General features: G+C 63.8%; 22 protein-coding genes and 1 riboswitch. Of the genes, 5 read left to right on the forward strand and 17 right to left on the reverse strand.

The features are described from left to right. Positions 1-105 precede the first annotated feature (105 nt). A complete protein-coding gene (locus A9D60_RS23705; protein ID WP_065269924.1) occupies positions 106-2598 on the reverse strand; it encodes a hypothetical protein in 2493 nt (830 codons plus the stop codon). Positions 2599-2776: 178 nt separating this feature from the next. Here A9D60_RS23705 and A9D60_RS23710 point away from each other — a divergent pair, with 178 nt between their 5' ends. Beyond that, positions 2777-3493 (forward strand): SIMPL domain-containing protein, encoded by a 717-nt coding sequence (locus tag A9D60_RS23710; protein ID WP_065269856.1) that lies wholly within the window; start codon positions 2777-2779, stop codon positions 3491-3493. 59 nt (positions 3494-3552) lie between these two features. On the opposite strand, the gene A9D60_RS23715 is transcribed toward A9D60_RS23710, so the two are convergent. The 4 genes from A9D60_RS23715 to A9D60_RS23730 form a co-directional block, all read right to left on the reverse strand. Beyond that, entirely contained in the window at positions 3553-4845 is a 1293-nt protein-coding gene (locus A9D60_RS23715) for an O-acetylhomoserine aminocarboxypropyltransferase/cysteine synthase family protein (RefSeq protein WP_065269857.1), read from the reverse strand. Positions 4846-4984: 139 nt separating this feature from the next. Continuing rightward, on the reverse strand, positions 4985-6025 hold the full coding sequence (locus tag A9D60_RS23720) for an ABC transporter substrate-binding protein (RefSeq protein WP_065269858.1): 1041 nt from the start codon (positions 6023-6025) through the stop codon (positions 4985-4987). Then, the gene (locus A9D60_RS23725) at positions 6022-7413 is read right to left on the reverse strand and encodes a sensor histidine kinase (protein WP_065269859.1); all 1392 of its coding nucleotides are present in this window, start codon (positions 7411-7413) and stop codon (positions 6022-6024) included. The genes A9D60_RS23720 and A9D60_RS23725 overlap by 4 nt, the downstream gene beginning before the upstream one ends. After that, positions 7406-8077 carry a response regulator transcription factor gene (locus A9D60_RS23730; RefSeq protein WP_065269860.1) on the reverse strand — a complete coding sequence of 224 codons (672 nt, stop codon included), beginning with the start codon at positions 8075-8077 and terminating at the stop codon, positions 7406-7408. The genes A9D60_RS23725 and A9D60_RS23730 overlap by 8 nt, the downstream gene beginning before the upstream one ends. A gap of 156 nt (positions 8078-8233) precedes the next feature. Between A9D60_RS23730 and A9D60_RS23735 the strand changes: the two genes are divergently transcribed. The 3 genes from A9D60_RS23735 (at position 8234) to A9D60_RS23745 (ending at position 11287) form a co-directional block, all read left to right on the forward strand. Then, positions 8234-9211 carry a Bug family tripartite tricarboxylate transporter substrate binding protein gene (locus tag A9D60_RS23735; protein WP_065269861.1) on the forward strand — a complete coding sequence of 326 codons (978 nt, stop codon included), beginning with the start codon at positions 8234-8236 and terminating at the stop codon, positions 9209-9211. A 93-nt stretch (positions 9212-9304) separates the two neighbouring features. Further along, positions 9305-9736 (forward strand): tripartite tricarboxylate transporter TctB family protein, encoded by a 432-nt coding sequence (locus A9D60_RS23740; RefSeq protein WP_065269862.1) that lies wholly within the window; start codon positions 9305-9307, stop codon positions 9734-9736. Between the two features lie 12 nt (positions 9737-9748). Further along, positions 9749-11287 carry a tripartite tricarboxylate transporter permease gene (locus tag A9D60_RS23745; RefSeq protein ID WP_065269863.1) on the forward strand — a complete coding sequence of 513 codons (1539 nt, stop codon included), beginning with the start codon at positions 9749-9751 and terminating at the stop codon, positions 11285-11287. A 131-nt stretch (positions 11288-11418) separates the two neighbouring features. On the opposite strand, the gene A9D60_RS23750 is transcribed toward A9D60_RS23745, so the two are convergent. The 5 genes from A9D60_RS23750 to A9D60_RS23770 all read right to left on the reverse strand — a co-directional run bounded on the left by A9D60_RS23750 (position 11419) and on the right by A9D60_RS23770 (position 17381). After that, positions 11419-12927, reverse strand: a complete 1509-nt coding sequence (locus A9D60_RS23750) for an AMP-binding protein (protein WP_065269864.1) — start codon at positions 12925-12927, stop codon at positions 11419-11421. Continuing rightward, a complete protein-coding gene (sauS, locus tag A9D60_RS23755; protein WP_065269865.1) occupies positions 12924-14345 on the reverse strand; it encodes an acylating sulfoacetaldehyde dehydrogenase in 1422 nt (473 codons plus the stop codon). The genes A9D60_RS23750 and sauS overlap by 4 nt, the downstream gene beginning before the upstream one ends. Positions 14346-14415: 70 nt before the next feature. Beyond that, positions 14416-15375 carry a Bug family tripartite tricarboxylate transporter substrate binding protein gene (locus tag A9D60_RS23760; protein ID WP_065269866.1) on the reverse strand — a complete coding sequence of 320 codons (960 nt, stop codon included), beginning with the start codon at positions 15373-15375 and terminating at the stop codon, positions 14416-14418. Positions 15376-15417: 42 nt separating this feature from the next. Beyond that, positions 15418-15873, reverse strand: coding sequence for a tripartite tricarboxylate transporter TctB family protein (locus A9D60_RS23765; RefSeq protein ID WP_065269867.1), 456 nt, complete (start codon positions 15871-15873; stop codon positions 15418-15420). Next, a complete protein-coding gene (locus A9D60_RS23770) occupies positions 15870-17381 on the reverse strand; it encodes a tripartite tricarboxylate transporter permease (RefSeq protein WP_065269868.1) in 1512 nt (503 codons plus the stop codon). The genes A9D60_RS23765 and A9D60_RS23770 overlap by 4 nt, the downstream gene beginning before the upstream one ends. Before the next feature lie 113 nt (positions 17382-17494). On the opposite strand from A9D60_RS23770, the gene A9D60_RS23775 reads away from it, so the two are divergent. Next, entirely contained in the window at positions 17495-18520 is a 1026-nt protein-coding gene (locus tag A9D60_RS23775; RefSeq protein ID WP_065269869.1) for a LacI family DNA-binding transcriptional regulator, read from the forward strand. A gap of 39 nt (positions 18521-18559) precedes the next feature. On the opposite strand, the gene cobF is transcribed toward A9D60_RS23775, so the two are convergent. From cobF to A9D60_RS23805, 7 genes are all read right to left on the reverse strand, one after another. Continuing rightward, positions 18560-19312 carry a precorrin-6A synthase (deacetylating) gene (cobF, locus tag A9D60_RS23780; protein WP_065269870.1) on the reverse strand — a complete coding sequence of 251 codons (753 nt, stop codon included), beginning with the start codon at positions 19310-19312 and terminating at the stop codon, positions 18560-18562. 73 nt (positions 19313-19385) lie between these two features. After that, positions 19386-19886 carry a hypothetical protein gene (locus A9D60_RS23785; protein WP_065269871.1) on the reverse strand — a complete coding sequence of 167 codons (501 nt, stop codon included), beginning with the start codon at positions 19884-19886 and terminating at the stop codon, positions 19386-19388. 65 nt (positions 19887-19951) lie between these two features. Next, positions 19952-20650: a CbtA family protein gene (locus A9D60_RS23790; RefSeq protein WP_065269872.1), complete on the reverse strand. Its 699-nt coding sequence runs from the start codon at positions 20648-20650 to the stop codon at positions 19952-19954. 4 nt (positions 20651-20654) lie between these two features. After that, positions 20655-20825 (reverse strand): CbtB domain-containing protein, encoded by a 171-nt coding sequence (locus A9D60_RS25805; protein WP_082015742.1) that lies wholly within the window; start codon positions 20823-20825, stop codon positions 20655-20657. 34 nt (positions 20826-20859) lie between these two features. Then, a riboswitch (cobalamin riboswitch) is annotated at positions 20860-21071 on the reverse strand. A 156-nt stretch (positions 21072-21227) separates the two neighbouring features. Beyond that, positions 21228-21563, reverse strand: a complete 336-nt coding sequence (locus A9D60_RS23795; protein WP_065269873.1) for a DUF1636 family protein — start codon at positions 21561-21563, stop codon at positions 21228-21230. After that, positions 21560-22294 carry a uroporphyrinogen-III C-methyltransferase gene (gene cobA, locus A9D60_RS23800; protein ID WP_065269874.1) on the reverse strand — a complete coding sequence of 245 codons (735 nt, stop codon included), beginning with the start codon at positions 22292-22294 and terminating at the stop codon, positions 21560-21562. Before cobA ends, A9D60_RS23795 begins: the two co-directional genes overlap by 4 nt. After that, positions 22291-23610, reverse strand: a complete 1320-nt coding sequence (locus tag A9D60_RS23805; RefSeq protein WP_065269875.1) for a cobyrinate a,c-diamide synthase — start codon at positions 23608-23610, stop codon at positions 22291-22293. The genes cobA and A9D60_RS23805 overlap by 4 nt, the downstream gene beginning before the upstream one ends. Positions 23611-23614 lie beyond the last annotated feature (4 nt).

Below are 23614 nucleotides of genomic sequence, written 5' to 3' on the forward strand. Positions count from 1 at the left end.
GTCGGCTTTGGCGCCTGCAGGCGGACAACAGTGCTGACACTTGACATGCGGCCAGCACCAGGGATGCCTAATGCCGCAGGGGGCTGGGGTGTTCAGTTTTCTCTTTTAGCCTTTGGGCATCGTCAGGGTGCGGTTGCGGCCGCCTTTCTGATACTGCAGCTGGCTTTCGCCAATGGCGATAACCCGGCCGCCGTCGATGCGGTCGCCGACTTGCACCTTCTTGTAGCGGCCCGAAGGCAGGCGCACCAGGGCGCGGCGGTTGGCTGCCGTGCCATAGACGCCGATCAGGTTCAGCTTTCGCAGGTTCAGGGCGTTGCTGACGGTGGCGCGGCGGGCGACTGAGGCGCTGGTCGGAATGCGCGGCGGCGTTGCCGCTGCGGCGGCAGGAACGGCGGCGGCAACTTGCACTTGGTTCTGGGCATTGCGGCGGGCGCGGTCGACCAGGKTGGCGAAATTGGCAGGACGGCCGCGCGGCACGACTGAGGACGCGATGGCCTGCGCGGTGACCGGCAGTTCCTCCTCTTCTGCCGGTTTCAGGCTCGCGGGACGATGGCGCGGGCGCAGGCTGGCCAGTTCGGCGCGGCTGAGGCCGCCATTCTGGGCCCGTTCCACTTGCTCCGCCAGATCGGAAGGGCGGGCCTTGGGCCGCTTGCGCGACAGCACCTGATTTCGGGCGACTTCTTCTGCCAGCGCTTCGGCGGCCGGGTCGCTGCGGTCCGGCGCAGGCGGCGGAACCTTTTTGGGGCGGCCTAGGTAAACGGTGATGCCATCGGGATTGAGTGCCCCCTCCGGTGTTGCCTTGACCAGACCGCGTGCATCCAGATCAAAGGCTGATCCTGCCGCGGCAGGGGAGGCAACTGCAGACGGCGCGTCATCCTGATCATAGGACCGGGGATCTGGCAGGGCCAGGGCGTCAGCCGCAAATTCGGTGCGGTCGACAGACGCGGTATAAAGCTCATCCAGACCGGCCGCTGCAGGGATGCCGTCAAGTTCCGGCACCACTGGCCAGACGCCGGTCGCCGCGTAGCGTGCGGTCAAGGCCAGTTCTTCCAGTTCGGGTGAAACCTGCGTGTCTGCGGCACCAGGCTGCAAGGCTTCCGGATCCAGGAAGGCAGAATCTGTTCCTTCTTCCGGCGGCTCGACGCCGTCTGCAGCTGCTTCATCTTCTGCTGTGGGGTCCGCGTCCGAACTGCTGACTTCAGGGAGACCGGCATCGGCGAGACCTGGGTCCGGCTGATCCGCCAGCACGCTGACCTGCGGTGCGATATCCTCCGCAGGCCCGGTATCGCCGGAAAGCCGGGATGAAGCGGTTTCGCTGCTGCTGATGGTTGGGGCAGGGGAAAGGTCGCTGCCGGTTTCCGTCAGCGCTGCAAGAAATCCGTCCTCGCGGAACAGCGCCCAGGCGGCCATTGCCGCCAGGAGCAGTGCGGCTGTCAGGGCAAGCCCAAACGAACGCCGCTTGCCGCCAGTTGCAGCCTTATGTTCCGGTGCAGTTTCCGGCGGCTGGACCGGCGCGGCAGGGGACGGCGCGCGTAAGGCGGCTGGAGCGGGCGGAATCGTTCGCGTTGGTCCGGGCTGCTCCGCTGCGGGAGCGGCACTTGCCGGTCCTAGTGGTTTCGCCGCTGCAGGACTTGCGGCACTTGAATGTCTTTCAGTCAGGACCAAGGGGGCTGGTTTCGCCGCAGGCGGCGGACCGGAAGTGAAATTATCTTCGGTCCCTTGCAAGTTCGCCGGAACCTGGGGGCTGGTGTCTTTTGGGGTATCCGGCTTTGCGGCCTCCGGGGCAGGAGTGCTGCCGGTTTCGGATGCCGCTGGCGGCGCAGGCGGAACGCTTGCTGGCATTGCAGCAAGAGGTGGCTGATCGGTTTCCGCCTCCCTAATAGTTTCCGTCCGTTCCAGCAGGGGGGGCGTCTTCGGGGTGTCTGGTTCCTCGTCAGCGTCAGACATTTCTTCCGCTTCTGCAGCTTCCTCTGAGGAGGCGGCTGAGACGAGCTCTTCTTCAGGCTTAAGTTCAGTATCAGCCGGGTCTTCAACGTCATCGGCTGGTGCAGGATCGGGCAGCTGAACCGCACCGATTGTTTTGACAACGGTATTGTCGGGTTCGACCTCGGTTCCGCGGATCGCCCGGGTGGTGCCAAAGAACGGCTCTCCCTGGAAAACACCGTCTTCCGGCACCGCCACGAAACTGACAGGCCCGAAGCCATGCTCAACCGCAAAAGTCTCTGCCTCGTCCAGCGTTTCCAGCGCCACTGCGGCCACGTGGGTTACACTGCCGTCAGCGCAAACATCAAAGGCCAGTTCGTCCACCGGATACGGCGTGGCACCTTCCAGCGCCTGACGTGCCGCCTCAATCCTTTCTCCGGCGGGGAGCCCGCCTGTTTCAATGCTCAGATAACGGATCTGGTCATTAGGTAGGATCAGCTTGCTGTAAATCCCTTCCGGCGCCAGCCGCAGCGCGTCAGCCCGGATTGCGGCCAACGCGGCGGGAAGGTCATCTGTGTCAAACGGAGTGCTGGCGACGCTCCTCCAACCGTCCTCGGCGCGGTAGATCAATGCGATCCCGTCGGCGGAAAGCGAAAGAGCAAAGGCCGGTTTCATGCTTTGGGTCAAACCATCCGAATCCATACTGCCCGGGGGCGCACGGCACGCCCGGTGTTTTGCCGCGAACCTTAAAGCAGGAACCTGCCGAGTTAAAGGAAAAGACATTTCCAGGCTCTTGCGGGCGGCGGTTTGCCGTCCCCATGTAAAGGGTATTCGGAAAAGGAGCTTTTTCAGCATGAAGGCAAAGAAACTTTTGGCAGCCGCGCTGATGCTGTCGGTGAGCGCAGGCGCTCTTGCTGCAAATGAAACCGTGCCGCCGCGCCAGATTACTGTGAACGGTGAAAGCACCTTGCAGGTGCCGCCTGAGCTGGCAACGATCACCCTGGGTGTGACTGAGGAGGCCGAGGAAGCCGCCGCCGCCATGGCCGCCGTGTCAGAAGCCATGAGGGCGGTGATCACCCGGCTCAAGGAGAGTGGCATTGCCGCTGAGGACTTGCAGACCCAGCAGATATCCATGCGGCCTGTCTGGTCGCAGGACCGTTCCTATGACAGCGGCGGGCAGCGCGAGATCACCGGTTTTGAAGCCTCGAACACGCTGATGGTGCGGGTGCGCGATCTGGACGGCCTTGGGCCGGTTCTGGACAAGGTTCTGGCTGCAGGCGCGAACCGGTTTCAGGGGTTGAGTTTCGGGGTGTCTGATCCCGCCGCGGTGATTGACCAGATCCGCGGTGAAGCGGTCAAAGATGCCATCCGCAAAGCTCAGCAGCTGGCGGATGCCGCGGGCATGGACTTGGGGCCGGTACGCTCGATCTCGGAGCATGGCGGCGGCGGCCGTCCGATGATGGCGATGGAAATGGCCCGCAGCGACGCGATGCCGATCGAGGCCGGGGAACTTACCTTTACCCACAATGTCTCGGTTGTCTTCGATTTGGCAGTGCCGGGCAGCGATTAACCTTAATCGAAGAAAGGCCGGGCATGGTGCCCGGCCTTTCTTTTGGAGTGGAGCAGCCCTTAGCCGCAGGCTTTGGCCAGTGCTTGATCCAGGTCGCGTATAAGATCGTCCGCATCTTCGATACCGATTGAGACACGGACCACGTTCGGTCCGGCACCTGCCGCTTCCTGCTGTTCCGGAGTCAGCTGCCGGTGAGTGGTTGAGGCCGAGTGAATGATCAGCGAGCGGGTATCGCCGAGGTTGGCCACATGGCTGAAAATCTCCAGCGAATCCACCAGCTTGACGCAGGCCTCATAGCCCCCCTTGACGGCAAAGGTGAACAAACCGCCGGTGCCTTTCGGATAGCAGACCTGGGCGCGCTCGTAATAGGGGGAGGACGGCAGGCCGGCATAGGTCACATAATCGACACGGCTGTCATTCTCCAGCCATTCGGCAACCTTGCGGGCGTTCTCGCAATGGCGTTGCATCCGCAGGGACAAAGTCTCGATCCCCATCAGTGTGTAATGTGCGGCTTGCGGGTTCATGGTCATGCCAAGGTCGCGCAATCCGATTGCGATGCCATGGAACGTATAGGCCAGTGGGCCGAAGGTTTCGTGGAACTTCAGGCCGTGATAGGCGGTTTCCGGCTCCGACAGCGAGGGGAACTTGTCATTTGCAGACCAGTCGAACTGGCCGCTGTCGATAACACAGCCGCCAGTGACGGTGCCGTTGCCAGTCAGATATTTGGTAGTGGAATGCACGACTAGCGTCGCACCTTGGGAAATCGGGTTGCACAGGTACGGTGTGGCGGAGGTGTTGTCGACGATCAGCGGAATGCCTGCGCCATCGGTGATGTCAGCAAGCGATCGGATGTCGGTTACATAGCCGCCGGGGTTGGCCACGGATTCACAGAACACCGCGCGGGTGTTCTCGTCGATCGCGTCCTTCACCGCGTCCAGATCGTCGGTATCGACGAATTTCGCCGACCAGCCGAAGCGTTTGAAGGTCTGGCTGAACTGAGTGACGGTGCCGCCATACAGCCGGGTCGAGGCCACTACGTTGCAACCCGGCCCCATCAGCGGGAACAGCGCCATGATCTGCGCCGCATGGCCGGAGGAGCAGCAGACGGCACCGACGCCGCCCTCCAAGGTTGCGAGGCGTTCCTGCAGCACTGCAACTGTAGGGTTGGTCAGCCGCGAATAGATGAAGCCGACTTCCTGAAGGTTGAACAATGCCGCAGCGTGTTCGGCATCGCGGAAGACATAAGCTGTGGATTGGTAGATCGGTGTCTGCCGTGCGCCGGTGGCCGGGTCCGGCTTGGCGCCGGCGTGAATTTGCAATGTGTCAAACCCATAGGACGGGGCGTCGGTCATCTGTATGTCTCCCTGAGAGGTCTTCTGTTGCGCGCACCTCAGCATGGCTGCGCGCGGAAGGCAATCGCACGAATGCCGCAGCAGCAGCGTCCTCCCGGCTAGTGAATGTCTTGCGCAGCCGTGCCCTTTGAAAAACGCATCATGGGATGGCACCTTGGCCAAAGGTATCGCTCCAGAACTTGAGCAGCAGTGCGCGCCGGTTGGCATCGAGCGCGACCAGCAGGGATGGCGACAGGGGGATGTACCTTCGGGCGCTAGCGGTAAGGCCGGAGCTGGTGTCCTCGATCACGGCGACGAGACCGGCCTCGACGAGCAAGTTTTGCGCTTCGGCGCTCAGCAGAAAATCGAGCAGCTCCGCAGATGCGCCTTTTTGCGCGGCTCGTTTGGGGATCATAAATGCACGGGACAGAACCAGCGTATAGTCCTCTGGCAATATGGTGCCGACCTCTGGTGCGGATGCGTTTGCAACATAGGACCCCAAGACGTTGTAGGCGATCAGAAACCGGCCTTCCGCCACGCCTGCGATGATCTCGGCGGAACAGCAGGTGGCAACAGCATCAACACGGGCAAAGCCCTCCATCAGAGCGCCGAAGGTGGTGGCTTCCAGACTGTCGCTGTAAGCGAACAGGTAGCCCAGGCCGGAGGCGGCGATGTCGTAGGTGGCGATCCTGCCGCGGTAAAGGCCAGGATTGGCGCGCAGCGCATCCAGCAGGGAAAAGCGGCTGCGCGGCACATCGGCGCCATCAATTAGCCGCTTGTTGTAGACGATTACTGCCGGTTCAGTGGTGATCCCCCACAGCTCGTCGCGCCAGCGCCGCGAAGGCGGCAGCGCCAGTGCCGCGGGCGAGCGGTGCGGTTGCGCACAGGCCGCGTTAACCAGCCAGACCATTTGCTGCACGGCCGAGGACAGCACCGCGTCGGCAGGCGGGTTGCCATCCCGGCAATCGGCGCGGCTCCGGGCAAAAAGTGCGTTGGACCCCCATTGCTCGTAGGTGATTGTCAGATCCGGATTCAATTCCGCAAATCGCTCCATAACCGGCTGGATGATGCTGTTGTCGGTGGTAGAGCGGATCAGGAAAGGCACCGGGCCGCTGCCATATTGCACGGTCGCCTCCTGTGCGGTGGCGGCGGCAGGCAGCAACGCGGCAATGAGCGACAGCATCTTCCAGGCCCGCGTCATGGTTTCTCCTCCGCGGCTGGCAGGACCAGCGCCGCGCGGAAGCCGTCGTCCTCGCGCACCATGTCAACCCGGCCGCCAAAGGCAGCGGCCACGGAAGCCACGATCGACAAGCCGATGCCGGTGCTGTTTTCCTGGGTTCCTGCGCTGCGGTTGAAGCGGCGGCCGAGATGTTCGGTGACTGCAGGCCCCGGGCCGGGTCCGGCGTCGCGCACCCACAAGATAGCATCGGGGCCGCGCTGCTCTGCTCCGATGGACACTGGCGGGGTGCCGTGTCTGAGCGCATTGCCCAGCAGGTTGCCGGCCGCCTCGCCAAGGGAAAAGGCGTCGGCTTGCACCATCACCGGGTCCTCGCCGATCTCCAGCCGCAGGTCGCTGCCGGGAGCCAGCAGTGCGTGGTCGTTGCGCTCCATGATTTCCAATGCCACCTCGCGCAGGTCGACGGCCAGCCGCGGGGCGCTGTCGGTGCGGTGCACCACCAGTGCACGGCTGAGGAGCTGATCCAGCAGCCTGCCCAGCGAGCGGGTGCGCGCCAGCAGCCGGTCCAGGGCATGGCGGCGGGCGGCCTCGCCGGGTTCCGCCACCGCAGTCTCTGCCTGAACACGCATCGCGGCCACCGGGGTGCGCAGTTGATGCGCGGTGTCGGAGATCAGGTTGCGCATCGCCTCGACCTGGCCGTCCAGACGGCCCATGAACCGGTTCATGGCACCCAGCACCACCTGCAGTTCCCGCGGCAGGCGGCCAGTGGCAATCGGTGTCAGGTCATAGGGGTCGCGGCGGGCTAGGTCATCAGTGATGGCCTCCAGCGGGCGCAGGGCGGTGCGGATGACCAGCCAGGCAATTGCCATCAGCGCCAGCCCAGCCACTGCCATCGGCAGGAGCGCATCCAGCATCAGGTCCGCTGTCATCGCCTTGCGCGCCCGTAAGGTCTGTCCGACCACAACCTCGACCGGGCCGGAGAAGTTGCGCTCCGCGAAGCGCCGGGTGATCCGCACGAAACGCGCGGGCTCGCCGTTGAGTTTTGCCTCGAAGTAATCCGGACCGCCGGATCCGGGTTCCGGCACCCGGACTGCACTTTCGGGATCAACCCCGGTTATGAACTTCTGCCCGGGCCCATGCACCGCATAGTAGATGCGGTCGTCGGGCGCCTGTGCCAGCAGCTGGAAAGCCGACACCGGCAGGTCGGCGACCGGGAGGCCTTCCTGGATCCGGACCGACTCGGCAATATCTCTGGCAGCCCCCAGCAGGATGCGGTCATAGGCCTGACGCGCCGCCTGCTGGCCGTTCAACCAGGCAGAGCCGGACACCAGCACCCCTCCCAGAAGCAGGATCAGCAGCACTGCCCCCAGAACCCGGGCCGCCAGCGTCAGCGGCGGGCGCGGCTCAGCCATTCAGGTGCAGCCGGTAACCGACCCCCCGCTGAGTGCTGATGCTGACATCACTGCCGGCGATTTTCTTGCGCAGGCGGGCAATGTACAGCTCGATCGCGTTCTCGCCCACATCGGCATCGTCGAAACCATAGAGCGAGTCGTAAAGCCGTGTTTTGGACAGGTAGCGGTCCTGATGGCGGATCAGCATATCCAGCAGGGCGGCTTCGCGGCGGGTCAGCTCCAGCAGGCGGCCGTCCAACCGGGCGCTGCGGTCGCTGGGCGAAAAGGCCAGGGAGCCCAGGATGATCTGCTCATCCTTACGCTCCATCTGCCGCCGCACCAGGGCCCGCAGCCGCGCCTCCAGTTCGCGCTGGTCGAAAGGCTTGCCTAGGTAATCATCCGCCCCCTGGTCCAGGGCTGCCACCCGGTCGTCCACCGAGGTCAGCGCGGTCAGCATCAGCACCGGCGCCGGGTCGCCCGCCAAGCGCATCTCGCGCAGCAGCGACAAGCCGGAACCGTCCGGCAGGTTGATGTCCAGAATAACCGCGTCATAGGCCTGCACCGCCCTGCAGTCGCGGGCGCTTTCGATGTCCGGCGCCAGATCGCAGACAATACCCGATCGGGCCAGGTGGGCGGTCACGCCTTCGGCCAGATCCTCTGCATCCTCAACCATCAAGACCCGCATTCAATGACGCTCCGCTTTGCTGAAACCGGCGACAGGTTGGTGACAGCTTCAATGGGTAAACATGTCTAACCCGCAGAAACGGAGCTGCCAAAGCGAATTGTTGCGGGTGATCTCCGGCGCTTGGGAGTGCGCCGGCCACGACCTGAGGAGGAACGCATGAAATTCACCGTCACCCGCGGCCTGGTTGCCGCTGCCGCCCTGTCGCTGTACGCCTTTGCGGCCCAGGCACAGGAAAACCCCGAATGCATCGCCCCGGCCAACCCTGGCGGCGGCTGGGACTTCACCTGCCGCCAGGTGGGCAAGTCGCTGCAGGATCTGGGACTGATCGACAAGACCATGCAGGTTGTGAACCTGGCTGGCGGCGGCGGCGGCGTGGCCTTTGCCGAGGTGGTCAACAAGCGCACGGATGACAACAGCCTGATTGTTGCGGCCTCCAGCGCTACAGCGACACGCTTGGCACAGGGCGCTTATCCGGGCAACAGCATGGACCAGGTGCGCTGGCTGGCTTCCATCGGCGCAGATTACGGCGTGATCGCGGTTGCGGCTGACAGCGGCATCGAAACCCTGCCGCAGCTTTTGGACACCATCAAAGCTGATCCGTCCTCGGTGTCCGTTGCGGGCGGCTCTGCGGTTGGCGGCTGGGACCACCTGAAGGTTCTGATCGCGGCAAGCGCCTATGGCATCAAAGACGTGCGCAGCGTCAAGTACATCGCCTTTGATGGTGGCGGCGAAGCTGTGACCCAGTTGCTGGCAGGTTCTGTGCAGGCCTTCACCGGCGACATCTCCGAGGCCAAGGGGTTTGTGGATTCCGGTGACATCAAGGTGATTGCAGTGCTGTCGCCGGAACGCCTGCCAGGCGAATTCGCTGACTTCCCGACTGCCAAGGAACAGGGTGTTGATGCCATCGGCGCCAACTGGCGCGGCTTCTATGCGCCGGGCGGCATGTCGGACGAGGCCTATGACGCATGGGTATCCAAGATCGGCGAACTCTACGCCTCCGGCGAGTGGAAAGAGGTGATGGCCGCCAACGGCCTGGCACCGCTGGACCTGCAGGGCGCCGCGTTCCAGGAATTCGTGGCCGGCTCGGTCGCGCAGATCCAGTCGATTTCCAAGGAAATCGGCATCATCAAGTAACCTGCACGGGGCCAGCCCCGGAGGAGGCCGCGCAATCCTGCGGTCCCCTCTGCGGGCGGCGGCCCCGCCTGAATACCCGAACTGGAGACCGCTATGAGCGATCGTATCTTCGGGGTTTTCGGCATGATCCTTGCCGTCGGCTATTTCTTTGCCGCGCTTGCGATCGAGGAAAGCTTTCTCTCCGATGCCGTCGGCCCCAAGGCCTTTCCCCTGATCATTGCCGCCATCCTCGCCCTGTCGGGCGCCGTGATCGCGCTGCGCCCGGATCCCGAACCGCACTGGCCTGCCTTGGGCCGGCTGGCCGAAGTGGCAGCCGCTGTGGTGGTGCTGATCCTGTACGCCGAAATGCTGCCCGTCGCGGGCTTTGTCATCGCCACCGCCTTTGCCGCCGCCTATCTTGCGTGGCGCCTCGGCTCGGGGCCGCTGGAGACAGTGGCCGTGGGGGCGGGCACTTCTATCGGCATCTATGTGACCTTTCACCTGACCCTCGGCCTGTCGCTGGCCAAGGGTCCGCTTGGCTTCTGAGGAGGGCGCAGCATGGAGCTTCTCGCAAATCTTGGCGACGGCTTTGCCATTGCGCTCAGCTGGCAGAACATCGGTCTGGCGCTGCTGGGCTGCTTTCTGGGTACTATCATGGGCGCCTTGCCGGGGCTGGGGCCGTCGAATGGCGTTGCCATATTGATTCCCCTGGCCTTTACCCTGGGGCTGGGGGCGACGCCGTCGCTGATCCTGCTGACCAGCGTTTACTACGGTGCCATGTACGGAGGCCGCATCAGCTCGATCCTGCTGAACATACCAGGGGATGAGCCCGCCATGATGACCTGCCTGGACGGGCATCCGATGGCCAAGAAGGGCCTCGCGGGCGAGGCGCTGTCGCTGTCGGGCATTGCGTCTTTTGTCGGTGCATTCCTGGCCACCTGGGGCCTGATCCTGCTGGCGCCGCAGCTGGTGAAGATCGCCCTTCTGTTCGGCCCGGCCGAATATTTCGCCCTGTTCGCGCTGGCCTTCATGACGCTGGGCGGCGTGTCCTCGACCAACCAGGCGAAATCGGCCTTTGCCGCGGCGCTGGGGTTGGGGCTGGCCACCATCGGCGTCGACACTCAGACCGGCGTGCCGCGGTTCACCTTTGGTGAGGTGCATTTGTATGACGGGCTGGATTTCCTGGTCGCCATCGTCGGCCTGTTTGCCCTGTCCGAGGTCTTCATCTTCCTGGAAACGCGTCATGGCGGATCCGATGCCGCGGGGCGCAAGCTGACCATCGGCAAGCTTTATCCGCCGGTGTCGATGATCCGGCAGACTACTCCGACCATGCTGCGGACCTCGGTCCTGGGCTTCATCGCCGGCGTGCTGCCCGGCGCCGGCGCCTCGCTGGGTTCGTTCATCTCCTATTCGATGGAAAAGAAGCTGGTCGACAAGAATGGCACCTTCGGCACCGGTGATCCGCGTGGTGTGGCAGCGCCTGAGGCCGGCAACAACGCCGCTGCTGGGGGCGCGCTGGTGCCAATGCTGGCGCTGGGCGTACCGGGATCGGGCACAACCGCGGTGCTGCTGGCGGTTCTGCTGGCGCTGAACATAACACCCGGCCCGCTGCTGTTCAGCCAGAACCCGGATGTGGTCTGGGGCCTGATCGCGGCGCTGTTCATTGCCAACTTCATGCTGCTGGCGATGAACATCCCGATGGTTGGCCTCTTCACCCGCGTGCTGATGATCCCGTCGCGGATCCTGATGCCGATTGTGGCGATGGTCAGCTTTGTCGGTATCTACGGCATCTCGGGCAGCACCTTTGACCTGTTGGTGATGATCGGATTCGGTGTGATGGGCTGGGTGCTGCGCAAGCTGGACGTGCCGCTGGTGCCTATCATTCTGGGCACCCTGCTGGGCAATTCGATGGAGAACAACCTGCGACGCGCCGTGACCATCGACAACGGCAACTGGTGGACGCTGATTGACAGCCCGCTGTCCATCGCGCTGTGGGCGATTGCCATTATTGGTTTTGTACTGCCGCTGATCGTTGGTGCGCGTGTCAAAGCCAAGATGCATCAGCGCCGCGACGAGGAGGGCGCAATCAGCGACTGACCAAACGAACAGCCATTCCAGAATCCCCTCTGGAATGGCTTCATTTGACTTTTCTCAACGAATAATTGCCCTGTTCAGCCGTTGTTCAACGTGCCTGACCCCGGTAAGGCGGCGCTGCCGGAACGCGCAGTTTAGACAGGACGGGGGGCGTTGGATATCACCGCCAGTATTTTGTTCCGCTGGATTTTTCCTGAGGGGCCTTTTGGCAGTTCGTTCAGGAAATGCACACCGTCGGGTGTTTTGAACTTCCCGAGCTGAGACCGGCAAATATCGATCAGCTCCATTTCGGTCAGTTCAGAACCGTCGCGGATTTTCACCGCCGCCTCCACCGTCTCGCCGTAGCTGCTGCAGGGGCGTCCGAAGGCGGCTGCCTCAATCACGTCGGGATGGGAGTAAAGCGCCTCGTCGATCTCGCGCGGGGCGATGTTCTCGCCGCCCTTGATAATCAATTCCTTGAGCCGCCCGGTGACATAGACGTAGCCGTCGCTATCGATCCGGCCCAGATCGCCGGTACGCAGCCAGCCGTCCGGGGTGAAAGTTGCGGCCGTAGCTTCCGGGTTGTTCAGGTACTCCAGCATCACGTTAGGGCCGCGCACCGCCAACTCTCCCTCACTGCCATCACTGACGGGCTGCAGCCGGGCATCCAGGATCGTAACTTTGTTGCCAAAGGCGACACCAGGGGAGCCGATCTTGCGGATGCCGGGGGGCAGGGGGTTCGACAGGATCTGGGCCGCGGTTTCGGTCAGCCCCATAGTCTCGATAATCGGAACTCCGAAACGGTCTTCAAACGCGCGCTGCACGTCTGGGGCCAGTGCCGATGAGGCGGAGCGACCAAAGCGCAGCCGCGCCCTGGTGCTGCCGACGGGGTCCAGATCCGAGTGCAGCAAATGAGAGATGATGGTGGGGACCACAGAAAACCAGGTGGCCTGCGACCAGCCGGCGTGGGCCCAGAAGCGGCTGGCGGAGAAACGCTCGCACATGGCCAGCGAGCCCCCGGAGATCAGCGTGCCCATCACCGTCACGCAAAGCCCGTTGATATGGTAGACCGGCAGCACGCAAAGGCCGCGGTCCTGCGGGGTCAGCTGATGTGCGACGGCAGTGGTCCAGCCGCCGGCCAGCAGGCTGGCGTGGGTGTGCACCACTCCTTTGGGGCGTCCGGTAGTGCCGGAGGTGTACATCAGCAGGGCGTGGTCCCCGGCAGAGACCGGGTGCAGCTCTGCCGGGGAACCACCAGTTGCCGCCACCTGGTCCAAAGGGGAGAAAAAGGGCAGGCTGGCGGTCTGCTCGAACAGCTCTGTCTGGCTGGGGTGCACAAAGGCAAAGCGGGCGCCGCTGTGCTGCAAGGCGTAGGACACCGCGCTGTTGCCCGCGACCAGGTTGATCATGGTGGCGCGGAAGCCGCCGTAGAGCACGCCGAACAGGCATTCCAGCGCGCCGCGCCCGTTGGGATGCAGGATGGCGATGCTTTCACCCTTGGTGATGCCTTGTGCGGTCAGGTAGCGGGCTATGGCGTCTGCGGTCCGGCGCAGCTCTGCCCAGCTGAGATCGGGGCCGCCGTCGGGAAAGACAAAGCCGGTCCCGCCCTCAGCCGCGCGTGTGTCCAGCCAGTCGCGGATGGTTCCCTTGGGCGGCTCCATCATTGGCCCGCCTCCGCCCAGTAGCTGGAAAAAATGTCTTCCAGTTCTGGTTCGCGAGCCGGAATTTCGCGCACGATCTTTGTGGTTTGCACGAAATGGCGCCAGTTGAGGTTGGTGTCGATCGAATTTCCGCCCCAACTGCCGCAGCCCATCGACAGGGAGAACGGCATTCCGTTGGTGAAGGCGCCGCCGGTGGCGAAGGTATGGGCCTGGTTGACGATCACCCGGCAGGCCGGCATTTCGCGGCCCAGTTCGACGGCGCGCTCATCCCTGGCGGTGTGAATGCCGATGGAATGGCCGGCGCCCTGGTGGGAGAGGATGCGGGCGGCGATGGCCTTGGCCTCTGTGTAGTCAGCGGCCCGGTAGACCGCGAGGATGCGGCTCAGCTTTTCCCCGCTCAGCGGGTGCTCCGGGCCGATGCCCTTGGTCTCAACCGCTAGAAACTTGGTACCTTCTGGGACCTTGCCCGCCATATCCAGCGCGGCCAGCATCCTGTCCGCGTCCTGGGCAATGACATTTCGGTTCAGATGGCCGCCGGGCCAGAGCCGGGCGATGATGCCATCTGCGTCGGCCTCCGGCACAAGCGCGCCGCCTTCGCGGGCCAGTGCGGCGATGAACTGGTCATAGATGGCATCCACCACCACCACCGCGTTTTCCGAGGAGCAAGAGGTGGCGTTGTCGAAACATTTGGAGGCGGCGATCTTGGCCGCCGCATCGGCCAGATCGGCGGTTTCATCCACGATCACGGTCACATTGCCTGCCCCGACGGCCACGGCGGGGGTGCCGCAGGACTGGGCGCGGTGGACGTTGTTCTGGCTGCCGGTGCAGATCACCCGGTCGGCGGCCTCCATCAGCGCCTGGGTCTTGGCCTTGGAGCCGGGGGCCGGGATCATCTGCACCAGATCCGGGTTCAGCCCCAGTTTTGCGAATTCGGCGTGGATGTAGCTGAGCAGCAGTTCGCAGGAGGCAACGCCTTTGGGAGAGGGGGCGACGACGATAGCATTGCCGCCCTTCAGCGCGTTGATGATGTTGTTGGCAGGCGTTGCCGCGGGGTTGGTCGAGGGGACAACGGCGCCAATCACACCAATGGGGCGCATGATCTCGGTGATGCCGGTTTCCGGGTCGTCGCTGACGATGCCATGGGTCTGAACCTCCGAGATATCGCGCAGAAGGCCCAGCGTCTTGCGGTGGTTCTTGGTGATCTTGTCCGCCGCGTTGCCAAGCCCGGTGGTTTCCACCGCAAGCTCCGCCAAAGCGCGATTGCGGGCGGGCTCCATGATGGCCCATCCGGCCGCCAGGGCAGCCTTGTCGTACAGCGTCTGGCTTCCCTTGGCTTCGAAATCCTGTTGGGCGGTGCGGGCGCGCACCACGATCTGTTCCACCTCGGCTGTGCCGGAGGCGAGTGCGTCCTGAGCGTTCATGTCTTACCTCGATATCTTGGCCGGGACGCGCGCTGCGGCTGTGCGCGCCCCGGAGGAGTTCCGGCTTGGATCAAAGCCCGGCCAGAAGCTCTTTCAGTGTTTGTTCGCGGGCGGCCCACATTTCCTTGACCTCGTCACGGGACATGATGTGCATGGGCGAGCCACCGGCTGCCATTTTCTTGGCGACCCGGTCATTGGCGAACATCTCAGGCACCGTTGCCGCCAGTTTTTCGATTACCTCTTGCGGGGTGTCCTTGGGCACCATCACGCCGCGGAAATTGACGGAGGAGTTGTCCACCTCCAGGCCCTGCTCCTGCATGGTGGGCACATCGGGCAGGAAGTCAGAGCGCTGCAGGTCGGCGACGCCCAGGATCTTGACGTTGCCCGCTTCCTGCGCGCGGTAAGCGTCGGACAGGTTGTTGATGCCGCCCATGACCTCACCGGCGATCACTGCCTTCATTGCCGCTGCGCCGCCGCCCTTGGTCGGGATATAGGCCATCTTCACGCCTGCAGCCTTTTCAATTTGAAGCGCAGCGATGTGGTGGCCAACGAACAGGCCCGCACCGGAGAAAGTCAGCTTGCCCGGGTTTTCCGTGGCATAGGCAACCACATCTGCCATCGAATTGAAGGGACTGTCGGCGGCGACCACAAAGACCGCCGGGTCAGCGCCCCAGTTGGCAATGGGTTCAAAGCTGTCTGCGGAATAGGACACGCCGCCCTTGATCGACTGCGCGATGAAGTGGGGCACATTGTAGGCCGCCAGGGTGTATCCGTCTGCATCGGCCTGGGTGGCAAACCAGTTCCAGCCGACACGGCCGCCAGCGCCAGGCTTGTTGATGATGGCGATGGGCATTCCCAGCGCATCCTCGTTACCCGCGGTCATGGTGACGATCCGGGCCTGGAAATCGGTTGCCCCTCCGGCCCCGTATGAGACCATCATCATGATCGGGCGTTCCGGGTAGTCCTCGGCCATGGCAGTACCTGCCAGGCCCGTCAGCGCGATGGCCGCGCCTGCAATCAGTTTCCTCATTTTCTTCTCCTCCTTAATGGGTTCGGACCGGTTTCTTGCCGGTCAGAACAAAATTTCGCGCGGCGTATAGACGCTCAGCAGCTTGGCAAAGAGGCCGTACATCACCGCCACAAACACCGCGGTGATCAGCGCGCGCCGGACCCAGCTTTTGCCTTCGGAATGGGGCGCCGGGTCGTAGAGCGACAGCAGGATGAAAAAGCCGATGGCGGTGGCGGTATAGAACCCCAGCGCCTTGGCGGCCCAGAAGACATAGGCCAGCATCACCGCCAGCCCCGGCACCATGTTCAAAAACATCGTGCGGGACACGCCGGAGCCGACCTTGCTGAACCCCATGACGGCCTTGCCGAAGGTCCAGCCCGCCAGCACCGCAAACACCGATGCGATAAGGCGCGGGAACAGGAAGGCTTCAGAAGGTTGCTGGGTGTAGCTGATCCAGGCGACCGAGATGCCCACTGCGAACACAAGGCCGGAGCCAAGAATGTGCTGAGACCGGTTCATGCCTGCGCCTCCTCTTTTGTGGTGTAGCGGCGGCTGCGCAATTCCATCCAGGCCGAGTAGGCGATGGAGGCAACAACCACGGCGATCAGGAAGATGTTCAGGCCGCCGGTCAGGAAGTACGCGGATTTGCCAACGGTGGCGTCGGCTATCATGCCGCCTTGGATGAAGTTCGCCTCAGCAATCGGGCCTAGGATCAGACCCAGCACCAGCGGTGCGGCGGAGAAGCCGAAACGCTCCAGGAAATACATGCCGATACCAAGGCAGGCCATCACGTAGACGTCACCCATCGAGCTTTGCACCGAGTAGGCTCCGAAGACGGATAGGGCGAGCACGATGGCGGCCATAACCGATTGCGGCACCTGGGCCACGCGGGCGGCAAGGCCCGCCACATAGAGGCCAAAGAGGCACATCAGGACCTGGCCCACCAGCATCGAGTTGATGAAGGTCCAGGCAACATCCGGGTGATTGTCAAACAGGTCGGAGCCAGGGAAGATGCCGTGGATCAGGAGTCCGCCCAGAAGCACCGCGGCGGTGGGGCTGCCGGGGATCGACAGCGTCAGCAGCGGTACCAGCGACGGGCCGACCATGGCGTTGTTGGCGGCTTCCGCGGCGATCACGCCTTCGCTGTGGCCCTGGCCGAATTTCTCCTTCTCGGAAGAGAACTTCTTGGTCTGGTCATAGGCCACCAGCCCGGCGATCTGGCCGCCGACACCGGGGATCAGCCCGATGATGGAGCCGGTGATGGTGCCAATGCCAAGCGCGCGCGGGCGGCGCAGCAGTTCGCGGGTGGCGTCGAGGACGGAATGCTTCTGTACCTCGATCACCTCGGCGCCGCTGGTGCGGCGGCCTTTGGCGAACATGGTCAGCACCTGCGGGATGGCAAAAAGACCGATGAGGGCTGCAATGATGTTGATGCCGCCGCCCAGGGACGGGTGGAAGATGAACCGCTGGGCGCCCATGATGTCGTCAAAGCCGATGGTCGCCAGCCACAGCCCGATGCAGCCGGACAGCAACCCTTTGACCACCGAGGCCGAGTCCAGCGAGCCGATCACCGTAACGCCCAGGATCGCCAGCCAGAACAGATGCGAAGGGCCAAAGGCCAGCGCCCATTCAGCTAGCAGCGGGGTGAGGAAGATCAGCAGCAGCACGCCGAAGATGCCGCCCGCGGCGGAGGCCAGGAACGACAGCTGCAGCGCTTTGGCACCCTGGCCCTGCTTAGCCATCTTGTGGCCGTCCAGCGTGGTGGCGATGTTCGCGGGCGCGCCGGGGATCTTCAGCAGGATTGCACTCACCGCGCCGCCCGCCACGGTGGAGGTATAAGCGGCGCCCAAAAGGATCAGGCCCTGAACGGCCTCCAGATGGAAGGTGAAAGGGATCAGCAGTGCCACCGCCATTGTGGGGGAAAGCCCAGGAGTTGCCCCCAGGATCAGCCCGCCGATTGTGCCACCCAGAAGCAGCAGGAATGACAGCGGTGAGAACACGTCTCCGAAGTAAAAAATGAACTCCATTCAGGGCCTCCCAACCCGGCTGATCGCGCTTTTGCTTTTGTTGACAAAACAGGTTAGGCCATGAAAATAGTATTGCAAACGTTTTCATTAATCTTGCTGGAGGAGGGGAGATTATGGCGCCAAAACAAAAAGGTAACGTGGATATCGTGGCCGTGGCGAAGGCCGCAAAGGTGTCACCCTCCACAGTGTCGCGCACCTTCAATCACCCCGATCTTGTCAGCCCGGCGACTCGCAAGAAGATCACCCGGGCGGTGCAGAAACTGGGCTATGTCAGAAACCGCGCGGCGCAGATGATGCATGGCAAGCGGTCGGGCACGATCGGGCTGGTTGTGCCAACCATCAACCACGCGATTTTTGCCGAAGTGATCCAGGCGTTCTCAGACGCCATCGATCAAGCCGGGTTTACCCTCCTTCTGGCGTCGCACGGCTATGATCTCGACCGCGAATACGAGATGGTACGCAAGCTGATGGAGCACCGGGTGGACGGGGTGGCGCTGATCGGATTGGAGCATTCGGCGGCCACTTCCCGGCTGATTGCACAGCAGGAAACGCCTGCAATGGCGATCTGGAACTATGCTGAGGAGTCTGAGCTGCCCTGCGTCGGCGCGGACAACCGGCTGGCCGGGCGGATGGCGGCGGAGCACTTGCTGGAGCTGGGGCACCGGGACATCGGCCTGATTTTTCCCGACACCCGCGGCAATGACCGGGCGCAGTACAGGTTGTCGTCGGTGTTGGAGGCACTGCAGGAAAGTGGTGTGTCTGTTCCTGAAGACCGCATGTCTGAGGCCCCCTACAGTGTGGCACAGGCAAAGCAGGCGGCGATCAGGCTGCTTTCAGGAAGTGCCAAGCCGACCGCATTGCTGTGCGGCAATGATGTGATCGCCCAAGGTGCTCTTTACGGCGCGCAGAAATGCGGTCTGCGGGTGCCCGAGGATGTGTCAATCATTGGGATAGGCGACTTCAAGGGGTCAGCGGATATTGAACCGGGGCTGACAACCATCCGTATTCCGGCGGAAACCATCGGATCGCTCGCCGGGCAACGCTTTACAGATTACATTACTTCTGACACGCGCGAACAGTTCAGGCTGCGCTGCGGGCTGGAACGTGTCGTCCGGGGAACTACGGGGCCCGCTGCCTGAAGGAAATTCAGCAATAAGCCAGCCTGTCTATGGCCTGCTTCATTCCCGCCGCAGAAGATAGATATCCATGATCCAGCCGTGCTCTGCCCGTGCCAATGCGCGGGTTTCGATGATCCGGCCGGCCACCTCTGCCAGCGGGCCTGCGGCGGATATCTGGTTCTCCATCCCGGCATAAGCAGTCCAGAAAATTTCCACGCCTTGCGGGTCGATCGCCTGAAAGGAGCATTCCCCGTCCAGCATGATCACTAGCGTATCAGCACTTTCCGGCCAGCCGTTTTCGCGCAACTGCCGACCGGTCGTGACGGTGAAGGGAGCGCCGATTTCGTTGACCGGAATGCCGTGCGCCGCTGTCAGCGCTTGGATCGAAGTGATGCCGGGGATCACGGTCAGCTTGATTTCCGCCAGCTTCTTCAGCCGCTCGGCAATCCGCATGGTGCTGTCATACAGCGACGGGTCGCCCCAGACCAGAAACCCGGCATTGCCGCCAGCGGGCAGGTTTGCGGTGATGGTCTGCCACCAGATTTCCGCGATGGCGTCGTGCCAGTCGTCCACCCGCTTGCGGTAGCTCTTGGTGGCTTCGTCGCGCACCGGCAGGGCGAACTCGACGATCCTGGGTCCATTGCCCCGGATCGCCCGGTTGCAAATCTCGCGGCGCAACCCCGCCAGGTCATCCTTGCTCGCGCCCTTGTTGGGGATCAGGATCAGGTCCTGCGCGTTCAGCGCCTCAATTGCCTGCAGCGTCATGTGCTGCGGGTTGCCGGTGCCGATGCCGATCAGGGAAAGCTCAATCATGGCGGGGCCTTTCACTTGAAAACACGGCCTCCTATGGGGTCGCGCTTGGGGTCTTGCAAGGGGGCTGTTGCGCTCAGGAGCCTTCGCCGGCCGGCACGGTGATTTTCGCTTCAACCGGCTGGCCCTCGACCAGCAGCGCGCTGTGGCTGTTGGTGTTGAGCGAGACCTTCACCTCAGCCCCTTCGGGCAGGGCAGGGATGTGCATCCAGTTGGCGTAAAGCCGGGCAAGTTTCTCGCCGTTCACATAGACATGCGCGTGGCCTTCGCCGTCAACGTCTGCGGCGGAGGCGTTTTGCGGGGCAAAGCGGAAGTTCTGCGGAGTGACTTGCAGGTTCCAGCCTGCCATCGGGTCCTTGTGCAGCTGGATGGCGACGCCGGGGGCATCGGGGCCAGCTGCCAGGCTGACAGCCTGGGAATGGTCATGGGCGGCCACTTCACCATGGCCGCCGCCGTGATGCGCAGGGTCGCCATGGTCATGGCCATCGAAGGTGACGCCATTGCCGGCTGCGATCACAAAGCCAGCACCGCCGCCAAAGATCAGGCCAATGGCAAAAAGAGCAAGTGAGCGGGACATATCGGTATCCTCTGAAAAGAGTTTCCCCGCCGGGCGGAACCGGCGGGGATCAGGTTGGGCCAGTATCAGGCGGCGGCTTCTGCACGCTTGCCTTCGGTTTGCCAGAAGTAGCCGGCAAAGCTGCCCAAGAGCACCCAGGCGGCCATGCCGACGCCAAAAGCACGGGCGGCAAACAGGGCGCCGATCTCTGTCGGAACCGGGCCGGTGAAGCTTTCGGGCTCAGGCGCGCCGATTACATGCGGCGCCAGCAGCAGCAGGGCCGCGACGGCATAGCCCGCCAAGCTGCCGCCATAGGCAATCAGCCACATGGCAACGCCGGCGGCGGCCACAGTTGCCCCCCACCAGATCTGACGCGCGCCGACATCGGCGGCGGCCACACCCGGTACCTCCGGCGCCAGCGTCAGGCCGGGCGCGAAGTGGAAGGTGATGAAACCCGCCAGGCCCCATAGAATGCCGGTGCGCGCGTTGATCTCGTGGCCCTGGCGTTCAGCCACCGACATCAGTGCCGCCATCACCAGCGCATAGCCGGTGTAGGTCAGCATAGTGAAGATGATGCTGAGCCCGTCACGCACCGGCTCGGCGAACATGCCGGGCAGCTCGGGATGGGCGGTTACGGGGTCAGCGCCGAAATGCACCAGCTCGCCGCCCTCATAGAGTTCAGCGTGGAGCAGCACGGGCTGCACAAAATACAGCTGCAGCAGGGCGGTAATCAGCCCTGCTGCAGCACCAGCGAACAGGCCGCTGGTCAGAATGCGACTGAACATGGCCTTAGTGGCAGGGGAAGCCAGTTGCGTGGCGCACATCATGCGCGGCGTCGTGCAGGGCAGATGCCTGAACATGGCCGGTCAGCGTGATGATCCCGAAACCCAGAACCACTGCAAACAGTGCCGGAAGAACACTGGTGCCAGCGGCGGAAGCCTTTAGCGTCTTGGTCGTCATTTCTAGTCCTCCTTACCGTCACACCCGACGGCATAAGTTGCGTTACTACACGGCCGGTCTCCTGACTCGCGGGTCGCTGCTGCCATCCTCCTTCCCGGCCTTGGCCAGTGGATAGTGGAAGGCCGCTCGCCGCTCACAGTCGCGGGGGCGGTTGAGGCTTCGGTGCCGCGATTTGGTCCACCGTCCTCATTCCCGTTTCAGTCCCAGTGCTTAGGCACCATCGGACACCGTATCTGACTGTATTGCCCCGTGCCGCTGAGTCCGGTCAAGGAAGAATCCGCCAATCTGGAGTGCTTCCGCGTCATGCGGGGGCGGAATCCTGCAGTATGGAGAACGGGAGAATTCAATAAGTCCGGCCGGGTATCCCGCGCTGGGATGTTGAAGCTGCCTTCGGCAGGCGTATCACGGCAAGTCTGCCGGGATACGCGCTATTGCCTTGAACCGCAGCTGGCCCAGGGGCCGCGCGTCGGCAAAGTTCCCGTCGGGGCTGTTCCGGTACATCCGCAGGAATGTAAGGACGTCCGGCAGATCCTCGCCAGTGATCTCTCCGAACAGATAGGCGGTCTTGCCGCTCTGGCGCACCGCCAGCGTCTGCGGCCGCTGGCAGCCGGACATGCAGTCCACCTGCTGCAGCCGCGCCTCCACACCGGCCGCCTCCAGCGCCGCGGCAATCTGCCCGAACAGGGCAGGGTCCGCGGCGCGGCAGGTGCGGCACAGAGTGAGGGTCGGCAGGCTCATGCGGCAGGCAGGTCCTGATCCGCCAGCGGACCATAAAGGATCAGCACCGGCGCCTTGGTCTCCATCGCGCGCAGTGTCGCGGGCAGCTCGCCCACGGTGTGGCAGAACAGTTGCTGTTCGGGTGTCGAGACGCCAAGCGCGACCATGGCGTGGGTGTCCGCGGGCAGGCCCGCTTCCATCAGTTTCTCCGCCAGCGCGGCAAAGGTACTCTTGCCCATATAGACCACGGTGGTGGCATGGGGGTCGGCCAGCGCCGCCATGTTCAGGTCGTCCGGCAGCCCGCCGGTCACGTCATGGCCGGTGATGAACTGCAGCCGCCGCGCGGTCAGGCGCCGGGTCAGCGGAATGTTGGCTGCCGCCGCCGCCGCCGAGGCTGCGGTGACGCCGGGCACGATCTCGAACCCGATGCCCGCCTCGCGCAGCGCGGTCATCTCTTCCTCCAGCCGCCCGAAGACGCCAGAGTCCCCGGATTTCAGCCGCACCACGTTGAGGCCGCTTTGGGCGTAATCGACCAGCAACTGGCTCACATGATCCTGCTTGGGGGAGGGGCGGCCTGCGCGTTTGCCCACGCCCACCAGATCGGCATCGGCGCGGGCATGGCTCAGGATCGGGCCGGACGACAGGTCGTCGAACAGCACCGCATCCGCCGCTTCCAGCCGCTTCACGGCCTTGACAGTCAGCAGTTCCGGGTCGCCGGGGCCGGAGGAGACAAAGCTCACAAAACCGCTCATGCCTGTTCTCCCGTGATCAGGTGGAAGAAGGTGCCGGTGACGTTGCCCTTGATCGAGCCGGTCTCCGGCACCGGGCCGCCGTCGGCATCCATGACATTGGCCAGCGGTGCGTCGGGTTCTTCCAGAATGGTGGAGTAATGGAACTCATGCCCGCGCAGTGCTGTGCCTGCGTCAAAGCCCGGCATCCCTGCCTGCAGAATGGCGCGGCGGTAGCCAAGGTGGAACTTGCGCTTCTCGTAGGAGGTCACAAGGCCCAAGAGACCCAGCATTTGGTGGCGGTTGCCTTCCTTGTCGATCAGCGCCTCGCCCAGGGCCATGTAGCCGCCGCATTCGCCATGCACCGGTTTGGTTTCGGCGTGCTTGCGCACTCCCGCGCGGAAGGTCTCCGCCGATGCCAGCGTGCCGCCGTGCAGCTCCGGGTAGCCGCCGGGCAGCCAGACCAGATCGGCATCTGCCGCGGGCGCTTCGTCCGCGAGCGGCGAGAACGGCAGGATTTCTGCACCCGCCGCGCGCCAGCCGGTTAGCAGATGCGGGTAGGTAAAGGAAAACGCCGCATCCCGGGCCAGCGCAATCCGCTGGGCAGGCGGTTTCGGCAGGTTGGCCGGGGCGGGCGCCTGGCCTGCCAGTGCCGCGGATTTGATCGCCTCCAAGTCCACATGTTCGCGCAGGAAGGCGGCATAGCCCGCGATGGCGGCTTCCAGATCGGGGTGCTCCACTGCCTGGATCAGGCCCAGATGCCGCTCCGGCAGGGTCAGGTCGCCGCGCCGGGGCAGGGAGCCGAGCACCTTGATGCCTGCCTTCTCCATCCCCAGCCGTGTCAGCCGCTCATGGCGCGGGCTGGCGACCCGGTTCAGGATGACCCCGGCAAAGGGCAGTTCCGGGTCGTAGCTTTTGAAACCCAGCGCAGTGGCGGCAGCGGATTGCGCCTGACCGCCGACGTCGACGACCAGCACAACAGGCCAGCCCATCCGCTTGGCGGTCTCGGCGGAGGAGCCGAAGCCCGACTGCCCGCGCGTGGCAACACCGTCATAAAGGCCCATGGAGCCTTCACCAATGCAGATTTCCGCACCTGCCGACTGGCTGGTGACCGCATCCAGCAGCCCGCCATCCATCGCCCAGGTGTCCAGATTGAAGCTGGGCCGCTTGGCAGCTGCCAGGTGGAAGGCCGGGTCGATGTAATCCGGCCCGCTCTTGTAGGGCTGCACGGTCAGCCCGTCCTCGGCCAGCGCCCGCAAAAGGCCCAGCATCACGGTGGTCTTGCCGGTGCCCGAGGAAGGCGCCGAGATCATCAGTCCGGGAGGGTTCATGCTTGTCATGGCC

The organism is Leisingera sp. JC1 (assembly GCF_001679925.1).
Classification (GTDB): domain Bacteria; phylum Pseudomonadota; class Alphaproteobacteria; order Rhodobacterales; family Rhodobacteraceae; genus Leisingera.